Annotated in this window: 17 protein-coding genes; 1 reads left to right on the forward strand and 16 read right to left on the reverse strand. The window is 46.5% G+C overall.

Translation table 11 applies throughout. The features are described from left to right. Nucleotides 1-21 precede the first annotated feature (21 nt). From hisJ to MKX35_RS02605, 9 genes are all read right to left on the reverse strand, one after another. Entirely contained in the window at nucleotides 22-849 is an 828-nt protein-coding gene (hisJ, locus tag MKX35_RS02565; protein ID WP_076299976.1) for a histidinol-phosphatase HisJ, read from the reverse strand. Nucleotides 850-864: 15 nt separating this feature from the next. Beyond that, entirely contained in the window at nucleotides 865-1,581 is a 717-nt protein-coding gene (hisIE, locus tag MKX35_RS02570) for a bifunctional phosphoribosyl-AMP cyclohydrolase/phosphoribosyl-ATP diphosphatase HisIE (protein ID WP_076299977.1), read from the reverse strand. Then, nucleotides 1,578-2,336 carry an imidazole glycerol phosphate synthase subunit HisF gene (gene hisF / locus MKX35_RS02575; RefSeq protein WP_076299978.1) on the reverse strand — a complete coding sequence of 253 codons (759 nt, stop codon included), beginning with the start codon at nucleotides 2,334-2,336 and terminating at the stop codon, nucleotides 1,578-1,580. The genes hisIE and hisF overlap by 4 nt, the downstream gene beginning before the upstream one ends. A gap of 674 nt (nucleotides 2,337-3,010) precedes the next feature. Continuing rightward, nucleotides 3,011-3,748 (reverse strand): 1-(5-phosphoribosyl)-5-[(5-phosphoribosylamino)methylideneamino]imidazole-4-carboxamide isomerase, encoded by a 738-nt coding sequence (hisA, locus tag MKX35_RS02580; RefSeq protein ID WP_076286827.1) that lies wholly within the window; start codon nucleotides 3,746-3,748, stop codon nucleotides 3,011-3,013. Between the two features lie 42 nt (nucleotides 3,749-3,790). Continuing rightward, entirely contained in the window at nucleotides 3,791-4,414 is a 624-nt protein-coding gene (gene hisH, locus MKX35_RS02585) for an imidazole glycerol phosphate synthase subunit HisH (RefSeq protein ID WP_076299979.1), read from the reverse strand. A 1-nt stretch (nucleotide 4,415) separates the two neighbouring features. Beyond that, nucleotides 4,416-5,024 carry an imidazoleglycerol-phosphate dehydratase HisB gene (hisB, locus tag MKX35_RS02590; RefSeq protein ID WP_036687073.1) on the reverse strand — a complete coding sequence of 203 codons (609 nt, stop codon included), beginning with the start codon at nucleotides 5,022-5,024 and terminating at the stop codon, nucleotides 4,416-4,418. Beyond that, complete coding sequence (gene hisD, locus MKX35_RS02595; protein WP_076286830.1) at nucleotides 5,011-6,321, reverse strand: histidinol dehydrogenase; 1,311 nt, start codon at nucleotides 6,319-6,321, stop codon at nucleotides 5,011-5,013. Before hisD ends, hisB begins: the two co-directional genes overlap by 14 nt. Before the next feature lie 36 nt (nucleotides 6,322-6,357). After that, entirely contained in the window at nucleotides 6,358-6,996 is a 639-nt protein-coding gene (gene hisG / locus MKX35_RS02600; RefSeq protein ID WP_042123270.1) for an ATP phosphoribosyltransferase, read from the reverse strand. A 69-nt stretch (nucleotides 6,997-7,065) separates the two neighbouring features. Beyond that, the gene (locus tag MKX35_RS02605) at nucleotides 7,066-8,283 is read right to left on the reverse strand and encodes an ATP phosphoribosyltransferase regulatory subunit (protein WP_042193089.1); all 1,218 of its coding nucleotides are present in this window, start codon (nucleotides 8,281-8,283) and stop codon (nucleotides 7,066-7,068) included. A gap of 379 nt (nucleotides 8,284-8,662) precedes the next feature. Between MKX35_RS02605 and gntK the strand changes: the two genes are divergently transcribed. Continuing rightward, nucleotides 8,663-10,192, forward strand: a complete 1,530-nt coding sequence (gntK, locus tag MKX35_RS02610) for a gluconokinase (RefSeq protein ID WP_076299996.1) — start codon at nucleotides 8,663-8,665, stop codon at nucleotides 10,190-10,192. A 72-nt stretch (nucleotides 10,193-10,264) separates the two neighbouring features. On the opposite strand, the gene MKX35_RS02615 is transcribed toward gntK, so the two are convergent. The 7 genes from MKX35_RS02615 to MKX35_RS02645 form a co-directional block, all read right to left on the reverse strand. Further along, the gene (locus MKX35_RS02615) at nucleotides 10,265-11,419 is read right to left on the reverse strand and encodes an acyltransferase (RefSeq protein ID WP_076299980.1); all 1,155 of its coding nucleotides are present in this window, start codon (nucleotides 11,417-11,419) and stop codon (nucleotides 10,265-10,267) included. Nucleotides 11,420-11,461: 42 nt separating this feature from the next. Continuing rightward, complete coding sequence (locus MKX35_RS02620; protein ID WP_076299981.1) at nucleotides 11,462-12,658, reverse strand: acyltransferase; 1,197 nt, start codon at nucleotides 12,656-12,658, stop codon at nucleotides 11,462-11,464. Between the two features lie 293 nt (nucleotides 12,659-12,951). Continuing rightward, nucleotides 12,952-13,461 (reverse strand): acyltransferase, encoded by a 510-nt coding sequence (locus MKX35_RS02625; RefSeq protein ID WP_179086715.1) that lies wholly within the window; start codon nucleotides 13,459-13,461, stop codon nucleotides 12,952-12,954. Then, nucleotides 13,458-14,114, reverse strand: a complete 657-nt coding sequence (ppaX, locus tag MKX35_RS02630; RefSeq protein WP_076286834.1) for a pyrophosphatase PpaX — start codon at nucleotides 14,112-14,114, stop codon at nucleotides 13,458-13,460. The genes MKX35_RS02625 and ppaX overlap by 4 nt, the downstream gene beginning before the upstream one ends. Nucleotides 14,115-14,119: 5 nt before the next feature. After that, on the reverse strand, nucleotides 14,120-15,151 hold the full coding sequence (lgt, locus tag MKX35_RS02635; RefSeq protein WP_076299983.1) for a prolipoprotein diacylglyceryl transferase: 1,032 nt from the start codon (nucleotides 15,149-15,151) through the stop codon (nucleotides 14,120-14,122). A 12-nt stretch (nucleotides 15,152-15,163) separates the two neighbouring features. Then, nucleotides 15,164-16,102, reverse strand: a complete 939-nt coding sequence (gene hprK / locus MKX35_RS02640; protein ID WP_042183988.1) for an HPr(Ser) kinase/phosphatase — start codon at nucleotides 16,100-16,102, stop codon at nucleotides 15,164-15,166. Nucleotides 16,103-16,312: 210 nt separating this feature from the next. Next, nucleotides 16,313-17,434 carry an ABC transporter ATP-binding protein gene (locus MKX35_RS02645; protein WP_042123255.1) on the reverse strand — a complete coding sequence of 374 codons (1,122 nt, stop codon included), beginning with the start codon at nucleotides 17,432-17,434 and terminating at the stop codon, nucleotides 16,313-16,315. Nucleotides 17,435-17,508 lie beyond the last annotated feature (74 nt).

Below are 17,508 nucleotides of genomic sequence, written 5' to 3' on the forward strand. Positions count from 1 at the left end.
TACCCTCCTGCGGATTATAAATTATAGTTTGAACGGAACAGTGGTACGACGGCGTCCCTCAAATACAGCCAGCTCACGGAAGCCTGTGTGCCAAAGCATGCTACGTGCCTCTTGCAAGCCGTCACCAAGCTTGGCAGGGTCATGTGCATCCGAGCCGAGCGTAAGTGGTATACCGAGCTTAAAAGCCTCCTGTAGCAGATGTTCCGCCGGGAACATCTCAGCACATGGCTTGGTAAGTCCTGAAGCATTCAGCTCCATGGCGATTCCGCTATCCGCTATAACCTTTAAGGTTTCCAGCTCCTGCGTTCTCACCTCTGCTTTACCTTCTGGTGTCTGAGGACCATAGCCGAACCGTTTAATAACATCCATATGTCCTATAATATCATATAATCCTGATAACGCCGACTTCTTTACAGCATCATAATAAAGGCGATATACCTCTAGTTCATCCTTGCCTTCCCAGCCATCAACCTGTCGATAATCCGTGATATCCCACTCCCCGAGAAAATGCACAGAGCCTATCAGATAATCCCATGGGTAAGGAGATAAAATCTCACGAATTTGATCCTCGTAGCCTTCAATATAATCTGCTTCCAGCCCTACCCGCAGGTCTATGACTCCGCGGTAGCGTTCCTTCAGCGTCAGGCATTCCTCCACATAACGAGGCAGTTCAGCCATTGGCATGGCCATTTCAGGGTAATAGCTAGCGGGATCAACATGGATGAGCGGCAAGTGGTCGGATAACCCTAGCTGCTGAAGACCAAGCTGTATCCCACGCTGCACATACTCCTCAAGCTTGCCCACGGCATGACCGCAGCGCTCATGATGCGTGTGGTAATCGATATGCATCCGTCAGTTCCCTCCCTAGTACTGGTCCCGGCGTGGGCGCTCGTGGCGGGTACTCAACTCTTCCATGATTTCATCCAGCGGAAGCTTGCGCTCCTGTAGCAGTACTAGTAAGTGGTAGATCAGATCACTAACTTCAAGACGCAGCTCGGCATTATCTTTATTTTTGGCGGCAATAATCGTTTCAGAGGCTTCTTCGCCTACCTTCTTAAGGATCTTATCGACACCTTTATCAAACAAATAAGTTGTGTACGCGCCTTCCGGACGCTCTACTTCCCGCTCAGCAATCACGCGCTCCAGCTCACCAAGAACAGCAAAACGCTCACCATCCGTAAGGCTAGTAGCTACCGATTTCTGAGACTCCTCGGCTTGGTTATTCAAAGGAATGTCACGGAAAAAGCATGACGTAGCTCCAGTATGGCAAGCTGGTCCTTCAGGGACAACCTTCACGAGCAGTGTATCACTATCACAATCATAGGATATGGAAGTAATCGCTTGTGTATTGCCTGAGGTTCCACCTTTGTGCCAAAGCTCGCTGCGTGAGCGGCTCCAGAACCAGGTCTGGCCACTTTCCAACGAGAGCTGCAACGATTCCGAATTCATATAAGCAACCATCAAAACTTCTAGTGTGTTAGCATCCTGCACAACGGTAGGCACCAACCCCGCTTCATTCCAGCGAATGCCGGCCAGCGCTTCTTTTTGGCTAATGGATGTATTCTTTTCTGTTTCGCTCATCGGATCTCTACCCCTTTTTGCTTCAAGTCAGCCTTTAAGTCGTTAATGGCAATCTCTTTATAGTGAAAAATGGTCGCCGCCAGTCCCGCATCGGCTTTCCCTTCCGTAAATACATCGTAAAAATGCTCCTTCTTCCCAGCGCCGCCAGAAGCAATCACAGGAATACTAAGTAAATCGCTTACTGCTGAAGTCAGCTTCAGGTCGAAGCCATCTTTCGTCCCATCTGCATCCATACTTGTGAGCAAAATTTCACCTGCACCCAGCTTTTCAGCTTCCTTGGCCCAGGTCAGAGCACGGATGCCAGTGGGCTTGCGACCACCATGCGTATACACTTCCCATTCACCAAATGCCTCGTTATATTTAGCATCTATTGCTACCACAATACATTGAGAGCCAAAACGGCGTGCACCTTCCAAAATTAACTGTGGATTAGTGATAGCAGCCGTATTAATGCCGATTTTGTCTGCACCTGCACGAAGAATCCGCTTCATATCATCAGGTGTAGAGATCCCGCCACCCACTGTGAAAGGAATGGCGATTTCACCTGCGGTCTGCCGCACAACATCAATCATGGTCGCCCGGCCTTCTACGGAAGCCGATATATCGAGAAACACAAGCTCATCTGCACCCTCACGGTCATACAGCGCTGCCAGCTCTACCGGATCTCCGGCATCACGCAGATTCACAAAGTTAACGCCTTTGACTACCCGTCCGTCCTTAACGTCAAGACAGGGGATGATACGTTTTGCTAACATTATTAATCCCCCTTTCCATGTGTTTCCCTAAAACATTTTGATCCCCCTAAATCCCGCTCCACTCACTCTATAATCACTATGTTCCCACGATTCTTGCTCTAGCAGGACGACGGGCTCGCGACAACCGCAAGACCACATTCATATAGGCGATATGTGGGCTTGCGCTCATGAAATAATAAGCATAATTAGTTGCACAATATGCAGTTATTTCACCGTCCGTCCAGCAAGCCCTCCGTTAGCTAAAGGATTCTGAATTGGAACAATAGTTGTATGAAGTACACTTATACTATCAGAGGAATAATGCCCAACCTGCCGCTTAATTAACTTATTGCAGCAGATTCCACAGCAGGCTTTAGCTGAAACCACCTTAGTCGCTCAATAGCTTAGTGGCTTATTAGCCTAGTTCAACGTTCTATTGCATTCTGTACAATAGAATCGACCTCAAACAATCTAATTGTGCCGCCTGTTGCATTTCGTGCAATAGATTCCTGAGAAATCCACAAAAATAAGAGCTTTGAACTGTTTGGATTGTACAAAGTGCAGTCAGATAAGCATTCAGCTTCTTTAAGCAGCTTTCTATTGCACAAAATACAACCAGCACCCCTAAATATGATTTTCACAGAGTAAGAACGAGTTAATTAGTCAGGTTCGTCAACTAACGCACATACTCAGCACTACTTCTGCCCGAGCGCCTGCAAAGCTTTGGAAAGATCAATATTGCCCGTGTACAACGCCTTGCCAACAATAGCTCCGCCCACACCGCTGCCGCTGTGTACGTTCAGACGTAACAGATCATCAAGACTGGTGACTCCGCCGGAGGCGATCACCGTTTTACCGCTGACCTTCGCCATGGACACAATGCCCTCCACGTTCGGACCCTGCATCATCCCGTCGCGGGAGATGTCGGTGTAAATGAACGTCTCGGCTCCTTTTGCAGCCAGTTCCTTAGCCAGATCCTCAGCACGTACCTCAGAGGTGTTCAACCAGCCATGTGTCGCAACATAACCGTTGCGCGCATCAATGCCGATAGCTACTTTATCACCGTATTTAGCCAATACCGCTTCAGTAAAAGCATGATCGTTAATCGCAGCAGTTCCGATAATAACCCGACTAACGCCAAGCCCAAGCAATTTTTCCACGTCCGCAAGATTACGAAGGCCACCGCCCACCTGAACAGGCACATTAGCATTAGCAGCAATAGCGCCGATAATCGCATCATTCACAGGATGACCTGCTTTCGCGCCATCTAAGTCCACCAAATGAATGAACTTTCCGCCCTGCTCTTCCCATGATTTTGCCACCTCCAGTGGGCTATCATTGTATATCGTTTCCTGACTGTAATCCCCCTGCTGCAGCCTGACACATTTTCCATCCCGGATATCAATCGCCGGATATACAATAAAAGAAGACATTTGGCGCTCCCCACTTTCGTTACATTATATTTATAGCGCGGCTTACGCCCGCTCTCCCTTTAATTTCAAAAAATTGCCCAGCAGCTTGATTCCCAGCTCCCCACTTTTTTCAGGATGGAACTGCATGCCGAACACATTATCTTGCCCCACAATAGCTGTGACTGGGTAACCATAATCGGTGATAGCCAGCAGATCACTCTCATTCGCTACAAGCGCGTGATAAGAGTGCACAAAGTACACATGACCCTCATCAAGATCTGCAAAAAGCGGACTTAGCGGCTGCCTAAAGCTCAGCTTGTTCCAACCCATATGCGGTACCTTATAGCCATCTCTAGGAGCGAAACGCACCACTGAGCCTGAGAGAATATCAAGTCCCTCATGGCTGCCATGCTCTTCACTGCTGCTAAACAGTAGTTGCATACCAAGACAGATTCCTAGCAGCGGCTGGGTTCCGGCAGCTACCTGTTTGACCACACGATCCAAACCACTTTCCCGCAGCTGCTCCATCGCATCGCCAAATGCACCGACACCAGGCAGAATGACACTATCAGCAGCGAGAATTTGCTCGGCTTCCCCCGTCACTACACACTCATAACCGAGACGTTCTACCGCCTTGCTCACACTGTGCAGGTTGCCCATGCCATAATCGACGATTGCAACAGTCATGCTACAGCACTCCCTTCGTAGAAGGCACACCCTTCACACGTGGATCAATCAGTGTCGCTTCATCGAGTGCCCGTCCGAGCGCCTTGAATACAGCCTCAATCATGTGATGTGTGTTAGAACCGTAGTGTACGATCACATGCAGCGTAATCCGAGCTTCCAGCGCGAACTTCCATAAGAATTCCTGAACAAGCTCCGTCGAAAAGCTGCCCACCTGCTGTGAAGGATACGTTGCGCGATATTCAAAGTGTGGGCGATTGCTGATATCGATCACAACCTGCGCCAACGCCTCATCCATCGGTACAAAAACACTCGCATAACGTTTGATTCCCTTTTTATCACCCAGTGCTTCGTGCAGCGCTTGACCTAGGCAGATCCCGATGTCTTCAACCGTGTGGTGATCATCAATTTCGATATCTCCCCGCGCCTGTACTGACAGGTCAAACTGGCCGTGCTTCGTAAATAGGTCCAGCATATGATTCAGAAAAGGAACGTCCGTCTCCAGCTCGGAAACTCCACTTCCATCTACGTTAAGAGACAGCTTGATATCCGTCTCGTTTGTTTTACGGCTTAATCCTGCTTGGCGCAAGGCCTGTTCATTATTGTTCTCCATATCCGTCTCCACCTTTTCCTTCGTTCTTGAGTCGAATCTCAATGGCTCGTGCGTGGCCTTCTAACCCTTCGCGACGCGCCAGCTCTATAATGGTCTTTCCATCCCGCAGGAGTGCTTCTTTACTGTAATAGATCAGACTTGATTTCTTTATAAAATCATCCACATCCACTGGCGATGAGAAGCGTGCCGTACCATTGGTCGGGATAATATGATTCGGTCCGGCAAAATAGTCGCCCACGGGCTCCGAGCTATACGCTCCCAGGAAGATCGCCCCCGCATTCTCGATGCTGCCCACAAGGCCCATTGGATCCTCGACAACAATCTCTAGATGCTCAGGTGCCAACCGATTCACTACGGAGATTCCCTCCTCCATAGATTCCACAACAATGATCGCCCCGTAATTTTCTACGGATGAACGGGCGATCGCCTGTCGCGGTAGCTCCTGTAGCTGACGCTCCACTTCAGCAGCCACGCTATCCGCCAAGCTCTGCGATGGCGTGACTAGAATCGCCGAGGCCATCTCGTCATGCTCGGCCTGCGAGAGCAGATCCGCTGCGACATAGGCCGGCTCAGCGGTCTCATCTGCGAGCACGACAATTTCGCTTGGTCCCGCGATACTGTCGATGTCCACGGCACCATATACCTCGCGTTTCGCTAGCGCAACGTATATATTGCCGGGCCCACATATCTTATCTACCGGCGCTATGCTCTCCGTCCCAAAAGCCAAAGCAGCTACCGCCTGCGCTCCGCCCACACGGTAGATTTCATTCACCCCTGCTTCTGCAGCAGCAACCAGGATGTAAGGATCAATCCCTTCTTTGCCGCCGGTGGATGGCGGGGTTACCATAACGATCTCCGGCACGCCTGCGATCTGTGCAGGGATCACGTTCATCAGCACCGAGGAAGGATAAGCTGCCTTACCACCAGGAACATATACCCCTACCCGCTTCAGCGGACGAATAATCTGTCCCAGAATCGTGCCATCGGGCTGAAGATCCATCCACGAATTCCGTTTCTGTCTAGCATGAAAAGCCCGGATATTTGCTGCAGCCGCTTGAATAGCGGATACGAAAGATTCTTCTACCCGGCCATACGCCGCCTGAAGCTCTTCCGGCGTTACCCGCAGCTGATTCGGCGTGAGCGTGACCCGATCAAATTGCTCCGTGTAGCGAAGAAGCGCCGTGTCTCCTTCTTTTTTAATCGCGAATACAATTTCCTTTACCGCCTGATTTTGCTCTGGCGTTCCATACTCGACTTCTCGCTCTAGCTTAAAATCCTTGCTCGATACAACCTTCATCGCCGGTTCCTCCCTTTACCCCTTAACATCTGTCACCTACCGCAAATTTGGTTCCCCTATAACCGCCTGTAGTCGGTCACACAGCTGCTGTATCTCTTCATTTTTCATCCGATAGCTCACACGATTGGCCACAAGACGGCTCGTAATTTCGAATATGCTCTTCATTTCAATTAATCCGTTATCCCGCAGCGTTTGGCCCGTCTCTACCATATCCACGATACGATCAGCGAGACCAATCAGCGGCGCAAGCTCAATTGAACCATTCAGCTTCACGACTTCAACCTGCTGTCCCTGTTCCCGGAAATACTTTGATGCCACATTCGGATATTTCGTAGCTACACGCTGCTGAATCCCCGGCTGCCAGTTCGGCAATCCAATGATCGACATCCGGCATCGAGCGATGCCAAGATCAAGCAGCTCATATACATCACGATCTTCCTCCAGCAATACGTCCTTGCCCACGATTCCAATGTCGGCCACACCATATTCTACATATGTAGGTACATCTACTGGTTTAGCTAATATAAACTCCATGCCTGCCTCAGGCAGCGGAATAACAAGCTTGCGGGATGCCTCACCATCCGGTGGAATCGGGAGACCTGCCTGGCGGAACAGCTCAGCAGCCTTTTCATAAATCCGACCTTTTGGCATAGCGACCTTCAAAATCTGTGCCATCGTTAAGTTGCCTCCTTTTCCATTTCCATACAAAATTTATCTTAACCGCTCATTCTTGCTAGCGATATCTCAGCCATGTTCACTTACAAAAGATACAAAGGTATAGATTTCGCCGTACCGCATACCATCTGCTTCGATCGTATCCGTATCTAGACGCTTCACCGTTTCAAGCTCTTCTGGACCTGCTGCTAGTCTAGTCACTACTGCGTGCCCTTCCGACCGTAAGCGTGTTGCCTCTTCCAGACCTTCTTTTCTGCGAGTAGCATCATATTGGATCAAGATAGGCAGCTCTTCCTCTTCGCTCGATCCAGCCACACCATCGAGAATACGATTCGTTTTTAAAGAAAAACCTGTAGAAGGGATCGGACGTCCAAACTGCTGAAGGAGATTATCATATCTGCCTCCACTACATACCGGAAACCCTAATTCCGCTGCATAGCCTTCGAAAGTCATCCCTGTATAATAAGAGAAGTCCCCGATCATCGTCAGATCGATCAGCACATGCTGTGATACGCCGTAAGAGACCAGTACCTCCCACACCTTGCATAAATGATCTATTGAATGACGGGCAAGCGGATGATCGCTAAGCTCCAGCGCCTGTCCACAAATCTCCTTGCCTCCACGCAAACGTAACAGTCCATCCAGTTCATTCTTCTGAGCTTCCGTCAGATCCAGCCGGCGTAATGTCTCCCGAAAAGAGACGTAGTCACGGCCCAACAAATGGCTTTTGAGCTCCTCCTGAGCCTCCGGCAATTGTGGAAGTGCCTCTTGAAATAATCCATTCAGAAAGCCTACATGCCCCATAGCGATTTTAAAAGATTTCACACCCGCAGCCTGCAAAGATGAAATTGCGAGCGCCACTACTTCAGCATCAGCCTCAGGTGAATCGTCACCTACCAGCTCGACCCCTGTCTGGAAAAACTCCGCTTCCCGCCCTGCTTCTTCCTCAATGGCACGGAAAACATTAGCGTGATAGGACAACCGCAATGGCAATGGCTCATCCTTTAATAAAGATGCCACAACACGGGCAACCGGAGCTGTCATTTCAGAACGAAGCACTAGCGCCTGACCACGATTGTTGAGCAATTTATAAAGCTTTTGGTCGGACGTAGAGCTAGCCACGCCAACTGTATCGTAATATTCTAGCGTCGGAGTCATCATTTGCTGATAACCCCAGCGACTCATGCAATGCAGTACATCATTCTCAATTTTGCGTAATTTCGTTACGGCCCGGGGCAGATAGTCCCGAACGCCAGACGGCTTCTCAAATCCCTTTGGTTTGGACATCTTCATTGTTCACCTCGTCAGTTATCATTAGATACTGTTTATATTTACTTTACTATGGTAAAGTGGTAGCAAATTAAAGTATTTTCAATATCGTATCATGGTCACTGCTTTTTCGTCAATCTAACGGGGTAAAGCTATGACTTCCATTCTAATGCTTGTATGCTTAAAGCTTGTCTACCTAGGTTGAATTGTTCACAAAGAAAATCTAAATCAAACACTTATGTACTTCGAACCAATACTTGGGAATCCCTTTATTTTGCCTCCACGTTTATCCAATACTATAATGAGCTAATATGATTGTACTTCATAATTCTGTAATTAGTGTTCTAAAAATCTACTTACAACTAGAAAGAAGGGCTAATGCGTGACTAAATCCTATATGATTGGCGTTGATATTGGAACTACAAGTACCAAAGCAGTTCTCTTCGAGGAAAAAGGAGACATAGCTGCACAAGCTAATGTAGGATATCCCTTACATCAGCCCTCACCCTCAATAGCGGAGCAGGACCCAGAACAAATCCTGAGTGCAGTCTTCCATACTATCTCTAAAGTTATGCGGCAAAGCGGTGTATCTGCGGATGAAATCCTATTCGTCTCCTTCAGTTCAGCCATGCACAGTGTCATTGCAGTTGATAAACTGGGTAAGGCCCTAACTGCCTGCATCACATGGGCTGATAATCGCAGTGCCGGATGCGCACTTCGTTTGAAGGATGAGCTAAACGGTCATGAATTGTATCTACGCACAGGTACACCTATACACCCAATGTCTCCGATCACCAAGCTAATGTGGCTTCGTGAAGAGCAGCCTGACGTATTCCAGCAAACCTATAAATTTATTTCCATTAAAGAATACATATTCGCAAGATTGTTTGGCGAATACGTCATCGATCATTCCATTGCCTCTTCCACAGGCATGCTCAATCTAGAGAATCTAGAGTGGGATAAAGAAGCTTTAGAGATTGCTCATATTACAGCGGATCAACTCTCGCGGCTTGTTCCCACCACACAGATCATGCAAGGGCTGCTCCCTGGTCTAGCTGAGGAACTTCTGCTGCTCCCTACAACCCCATTTGTTATTGGCGCCAGTGACGGCGTCCTGTCCAATCTCGGCGTAGGTGCAATTGAACCCGGTGTAGTGGCCGCTACGATTGGTACGAGTGGAGCAATTCGTACCGTGGTGGATCACCCGCTCACCGATCCCAAAGGACGGACCTTCTGTTATAACTTAACCCCAAAACATTGGGTGATTGGAGGACCCGTCAATAATGGTGGCATGCTGTTCCGCTGGGTACGAGACGAGTTCGCGGCCTCTGAAGTTGAAACCGCCAAACGACTAGGCATTGATCCTTACGAGGTTCTGACTCGCATTGCAGCGCAGGTTCCTGCGGGAAGCGGGGGACTTTTATTCCATCCTTACTTGACCGGGGAACGGGCGCCGCTGTGGAATCCGGATGCTCGCGGCTCCTTCTTTGGCCTTACTATGAACCACCATAAGGAGCATATGATTCGGTCGGTCTTAGAAGGCGTGATCTATAATATGTATACGGTTCTCCTCGCGATGGAGGAGCAAATCGGGCGTCCCAACAAAATCCTAGCCACAGGCGGCTTCGCCCGCTCCTCGTTATGGCGACAGATGATGGCTGATATCTTTGATCAGGAGGTTGTCATTCCGGAGAGTATCGAGAGCTCCTGCCTCGGTGCGGTTGTACTTGGCCTTTATGCTACGGGTCGTGTAGATTCCTTTGATGTGGTGTTTGACATGATTGGTTCAACCTATAAGCATGAGCCAATTGATGAACATACCAAAATATACAAGCAGCTGCTGCCGATCTATATTTCTGTCTACCGTAGTCTCGAAAGCCAGTATCAAGCCATTGCAGAATTTCAGCGAGAACAAGCTGGAGAATAAGGCAAAAATAAAAAGCGTCGGTCTACCCACATATGTGAGAAAACCGACGCTTTTATATTTCCTTGCAATAGACTATGCACTTTTGGATCCTGCTTTTGCTTTCTGTGGACCCGATCCGAAGATGATCCAAGCCGATTTAATATATCGGAAGGCAAAGGCGACTACCACCCATGAACCTAACAACGCAAAGAGCCAACCCCCAGCAATCGCTGCGGTATATGCAAGAGAACCCCCGTGAAACGGTAATTTTCTATAGAAAAATAGCAGTAACGGATGCAGTAAATAGATTCCAAAAGAGCAAGCTCCGGCAGATAACAACAGTCTTGTGAGCAAGCCTCGGCCCGCTCCGTACAATAAGAAGGAGACTTGTAACAACACCACACAAGAGAGTAGCGCATGAAGGTTAGAGAATCCCTCATACCATAAACTATTGATGACTGTTTTCTTCGTATAGTTGTTAAACCATAACTCTACATGAACAACCCCTGCTACGATCCATAACAACCACAACGTAATCCATACCGGACCTTTACCGGCGCGCCAGCCTTCACGTGAAGGTACCAGCCATTTTTTCAAAGAAGGATAATATACTGCAATCCCAGCACCCAGCAAGAAATACGAGAAATAAGTGATTGCCAGACTGCCCTTGGACAACTGCCAATACCCGTTATTAGTCATGTATTTATTCAGCAGCACAAAACCCCATTGTAGAATCAATCCGATTAGCGGTGCCCAAGCCGCCAGACGACGAACCTTTTGCAGACACCACAGAATAAGCGGAAACAATACGTAGAACTGAATAATGATAATAATATAATACAAATGCGTGTATGCTGTTCCTGTCCACAAATACTTCCAAAGCTTAGAAGCCATCTCCCCTGGAGGTAAACTCCATGTATGTCCCGCCGTCATTTTTAATGCAAAATACAACAGTGAAAATAGTACATAAGGCACGATAATATAAAGCAGCCTTCTACTGTAGAACTTCCCCAGCGTCTTTCCGCCCAGAGGACGATCAATATAGTTATAGAACAGCACGAACCCACTCAAAAATATGAATGAAGGTACAGCAAACTGGCTGAATTTATTAATAAATAAGAACGGATGAAACATGTTTGTACCTAGTGTCTCCGCCAACGTTCGTGAAGTAGCATGAATAGCTAGCACTGCAAAAATAGCAATCGCTCGAAAAATATCCAGCTGCGGAATTCTTTCTTTTTGTCTCATTATCTTTCCTCCTGTTAAGCTCCGCATCAAAATGATGCCAAATCAAGTATTAACCTTCCTCATCTCCTCCGAGGCATGTCCTGACTTTACCTTCCAACTAGACTCTAGAGACCGAGGAATACTCCCCAAAAAGATCCATGACTTAGGAATTCGGCGAAAAGCAAACTGCACCATGAACCAGCTTCCTCCCAGTGCAACTACAAGTCCTCCATAGATGAAGAAAACATAAGTTAGCGACTCTAGGGGAATATGATATCGGAACCTACGATATATCGCCAGCAATAGCGGATGAATCAAATAAATTGCAAATGACAACTCACCTAAACGAGTCAAGAAAGCAACGATCACACGAGGGGCCTTACGATAAAGCAAAAATGTAGCGTACAACAGAACCAATGCCGATAACATCGTATGAACATTCCATAACAGCTCGTACCACAGCGAATCCGTCCACACCCCAAAATGGCGGGCTACATACCATAGCTGCACATGGATAAAGGCTGCAATTAACCACAAGCTAACTAATAAGGCAGTCCATCTCTTTTGCTTGTCAGCCAGCTCACTCCATGGCTTTATCAGCCACAGCTTCACCTTCTCAAAGTGAATGGCGAGATAAGCACCCATCATATAATAGGCCAGGTAGGAGATCGCCAAGCTCCCTTTTTCAACAATGTGCAGTTCGTACTTATTCCAAAAAATAAAACCCCACTGAAGCGCCAAACCCACCGGTATCGCCCATTTCATTAAGAAGCGGGAACTCTGCAGTAGCTTAAGCAGCACTGGAAAAAGCAAATAAAACTGAATGCTAATAAAGACAAAATACAAATGCGCATATGCAGAACCCGAGAATAACGCTCTAGAAAAGCTTAACAAGTTATCTCCAAGGCTCTGCATCAATCGTCCGTTCACATATAGAGTTAGTGCATAATAGCCCATAGAAGCTAGCAAATAAGGCAGTAAGATATACTTTAATCGCCGACGGTAGAAATTAATGATCAAGCTACGTGTCACAGGACGACCATAATAATTATAAAACAATACGAAGCTGCTAAGGAAAATAAATGAGGGCGTACCGAATTTAAAGAAAATGTTAATCCAGTTCAGCCAGTAATAATAAGGTGAATGCAGTGCCTGCTCTCCAGCAGCAAAAGATGAGGCATGCACATGCAGCACTCCTAATATAGCTAGAGCTCTGAAAATATCCAGCTGGGGCAGCCTTTCCTGTCTCACAGTATTCATATTAAATTCCTCTTCTCTACTATGATGGTTGTTCATAGAGACGCTAAGCGGAATGTGGAAACTGAACATACCAGGAAGTCTGCACTTGCTGAATTTACATTCTGATATTTGACGCTGAATGCCTAGCGTGGGATTTACGTGATTACTAAGGTTAATTATACCGCCTACATCCGAATAAAAAACTTAAGAAGATCTTAAAGTTTTCTTAATATGCTTCTCCAAGACGCAAGAAACCCTGCAGATCCTGCGCTAAAAAAACGCAATATGAAACTGCAGGGTTTACGAAGCATCTTTTACACTTGTTCCGAAGAATGTTCCGATGAAGCTGGGCGTAGCTCTCGCAGTGGATTGCCTCCTACAAAAGAGCCAGCCGCCACGTTCTTGTGTACTACTGATCCTGCGGCAACAACTGCCCAATCACCGATGGTTACACCGGGAAGAATCGTTGTATTCGCGCCAATCAATACATTTTCACCAATCACTACTTCTCCCAGGCGATACTCCTTGATTAAATACTCATGCGCCAGAATCGTCGTGTTATAACCGATAATAGAGTTCTCACCCACCGTTATTTTTTCCGGAAAAAATACATCTACCATCGCCATCAGACCGAAGGAGGTATGCTTGCCTACCTTCATCCCGAGAATCCGACGATAGATCCAGTTCTTTAACGGTAGAATCGGGCAATAACGGGCAATCTGAATAAAAATAAAGTTGCGGACACCCTTCCACGGGCTGACCGTACGGTAAATGTACCAAAGTGAGTTATGACCTTCTACAGGATATCGGGTTACGTTTCTCACGATTCACTCGTTCCTCGCTCCACAATTTCTATAATATCCTTCATGTTATGGATGATATAGTCGGGATCATACTTGCGGAGAGTCTCTTCGCCTTTTAAAGACCACGATACTCCAGCCGCATATACACCAGCAGCTTTTGCTGACTGAATATCAACCGTACTGTCACCCACCATAAGAGTTTTACGAGGATCAACGCCAAGGTTATTGACTGCTGTCAGAACAGGCTCTGGATGTGGCTTTGGTTCAGTAACATCGTTCACCGTCACAATCGTATCCATGTACTTTAGCAAATCAAACATCTCAAGCGACTTAATCGTTGTTGGACGAATTTTTGTAGTCACAATCCCCATTTTAATTCCACGACGTAAGAGCTCTTCCATTGTTTCATTCACTTGAGGAAAGGGACGTACTAACTCATCGTGATGTTCATAATTATAAGAACGGTAGGATTTCTCAAGCGCACCACTTACATCCTCAAGTCCAGAGAAGACTCTCATCTGTTGCTGAAGGGTTGTGCCCATATGCGGAATAATCTCTTCCCTAGTGAGTGGAGCTAGACCATTATCCTTCAGCGCGTACATAAACGAACTAATAATTAGCTCATTCGTATCGACAATCGTTCCATCTAGATCAAAAAGAACGCATTCTATCATAAGCTTTACTGCTCCTTCTTATCTCCATCCGCTGGCTGTCCTTGCTCAGGTTGAGCCCCGTGACGAGCTTTCTGCGGTGTATTTACTGCGCTTTCAGGCACTATGGTATCTGCTTTGATTGGTTTAGTACATACGATAGGATCAGAATAATGTGCTTTAGGCTCTCTGGTGACCCTACGAATAATGATAAGCAGTACAGCTGCGACGATGATCAGTAGAGCAAGCAGCTGAGAAATACGAATATTTCCATAGCTTGGGTCTAAGTATCCTTGCTCAAAGCCTAACCATTCCATCGGTTTCCACAATCCGTTCATAAAGGATGCCAAGCCTGCACTTCCATTAAAGGCCAAGCTGTCCGTACGTATGGCTTCAATGAAGAAACGACCGATGGAATACCATATAAAGTAAGACATGAAGATCTCACCGGCTCGCACAAACTTCTGACGACGAAGTAGCATTAGTAGCGCGATACCCAGTAAGCTCCAAAGAGATTCATACAAGAAGGTCGGATGATGAAAAGCATCCCCTATGTACATTTGGTTCACAATGAAGTCCGGTAAATGCAGTTTATCCCGTAAAAAAGACTCTTCAACCACGCTGCCGTATGCCTCTTGGTTGACAAAGTTTCCCCAGCGTCCAATCATTTGACCCGCAAGTAGTCCAGGTGCACAAATATCAACGATACGCCAGAAGGGGTAGCCTTTATAGCGGAAATAAATAATCCCGCAAATAATGGCTCCAATTAACGCACCGTAAATGGCGATGCCACCATTCCAGATCTTAAAGACATCTATTAAATTATCCTTATAATCCTCCCATTTAAACGCTACAAAGTAAATCCGTGCCCCAATAATGGCCGAAGGCACACCTAGCAGCAGCATATCCATAAAGAATTCTTGTGGTATACCAAACCGTTTGCCCTCGCGGATCGCAAGAAATAACCCCGCGAGTGCACCGAAACCTAGTATTAATCCGTACCAGTGTACTTGCAGTGATCCAATTGAGAAGACAATAGGATTTAGTGCTAATGGGAACATTCTCTCACACTCCTAATCGAGATCATCCATATCTTCAGATATGGTCGCAGTTAGCTTATTCGTGAACTGCAGGGCTGCATTAAAGCCCATTTGTTTCAGGCGATAGTTCATCGCTGCAACCTCTATAATAACTGCAAGGTTACGTCCTGGGCGTACGGGAATCGTTACAAGCGGAACATCTGTGTCAATAATCCGTGTCGTTTCCTCATCAAGTCCAAGTCGATCATACTGCTTGTCTTGCTGCCAAGCTTCCAATCTAACAACAAGTGTAATCCGTTTATGATTACGAATGGCACCCGCACCAAAAAGTGTCATTACATTAATGATACCTACTCCACGGATCTCCAGTAAATGACGGATTAACTCAGGGGCTGTACCATGCAGCTGGTTATCTGAAGTCTGACGGATTTCTACGGCATCATCAGCAATCAATCGATGACCGCGTTTTACAAGTTCAAGGGCTGTTTCACTTTTACCAATCCCACTACTACCCGTAATTAGCATACCTACACCATATACATCACAAAGTACGCCATGAATAGTCGCCGTAGGGGCTAATTTTCCTTCTAGGAAGCTCGTCAAACGGCTGGAGAAAATAGTCGTAGCCATCGAGCTGCGAAGCACAGGAAGAGCCTTTTCATTACTTATGTCAATTAACTCCTGAGGCACTTCCAAACCACGTGTAATTACAATACAAGGTGTGTTATCATTGCAAATTCCACGAAGTCGACTTTTCCGCTCAGCTTCGGGCAGCATGGAGAAAAAAGCGAGTTCTGTTTTGCCTAGCAATTGAACACGTTCTTCTGGATAATATTCAAAATAACCAGCAATCTCTAGTCCAGGGCGATTCAGGTCATCGACCGTAATGGGTCTCTTTAGACCTTCCTGGCCGGAAATAACCTCTAATTGAAAATGCTGTACCAATTCAGATACTTTTACTTTCTTAGCCATGTAATTTCGTCCTTTCGTCACCTGCGGTATTTGTCCGCTTACTGCGTCCGGTTGGCAGCGATCTCTTTACATTCCGGAGGTAATTCTCCTGCTATCTTAATTGATAACGCTTATGAATGCAATCTTAGCGCCTAACCAAACAGGGGCCATCTAAACAATAAAGCCACCCTTTCGGGTGGCTTTATCAAGAGAGAAAAGATCTTTACAATCTTATCCCAACAAAATGTTAGCTTCGGATTCTTTATCAAAGAAGTGAATTTTGTTCATATCAATAGCCAATTTAGGCTTGCTGCCTTCGCGAGTAGTGGAACGTCCATCTACACGAGCGATTACAGTAGATTTACCAAGGCCGCTCAAGTAAAGGAGCATTTCGTGACCAAGGTTTTCAGTAACATCAACCAATGAAGTGAAGATTGTGTTCGGGGAAGCTTCCAAGAATACTGGCTCTTCATGGATATCTTCTGGACGAACGCCCATGATTACTTCTTTACCGATGTAACCTTTGTTGCGGATGATTTGAGCTTTTCCGCCTGGTACTTCAACATCAAGGTTCTCAGCACGGAAACGGATAGAACCGCTCACTTCGGACAAAGTACCATTGATAAAGTTCATTGTAGGGGATCCGATAAATCCAGCTACGAACAAGTTTGTAGGTTCATTGTACAACTCTTCAGGGGAAGCTGCTTGTTGAATGATACCATCATACATAACTACGATGCGATCACCCATTGTCATAGCTTCTGTTTGGTCATGCGTTACGTAGATACAAGTAGTTTCAAGGCGCTTAACCAGTTTAGTGATTTCAGCACGCATTTGACCACGAAGTTTAGCATCCAAGTTGGAAAGAGGCTCATCCATCAAGAAGACTTGTGGATCACGTACGATAGCGCGTCCCAAAGCGACACGTTGGCGTTGACCACCGGAAAGCGCTTTTGGTTTACGATCTAGCAAATGCTCGATATCAAGAATTTTAGCAGCTTCGCGAACTTTCTTGTCGATTTCATCCTTCTTCACTTTACGAAGTTTCAAACCGAAAGCCATGTTTTGGTATACGCTCATATGCGGATACAGGGCGTAGGATTGGAATACCATCGCGATATCGCGGTCTTTAGGTGCAACGTCATTAACTACACGATCGCCAATGTACATTTTACCTTCGGAGATTTCTTCCAAACCAGCGATCATACGCAAAGTTGTGGATTTACCGCAACCGGAAGGTCCAACCAATACTAGAAATTCCTTATCTTTAATATCAAGATTGATATCGATTACTGTTGCTTTATCTGAACCCGGGTATTTTTTGAAAATATGCTCTAAACGTACGCCTGCCATTGTATTTCCCCCTCGAGTTAATTATTAATTAGTTAATATAAAAATTCTGTTTCCTTGTACATTTATATTACCCC

This window comes from Paenibacillus sp. FSL R5-0923 (assembly GCF_038009145.1).
In the GTDB taxonomy this organism is placed as follows: Bacteria; Bacillota; Bacilli; order Paenibacillales; family Paenibacillaceae; genus Paenibacillus_AQ.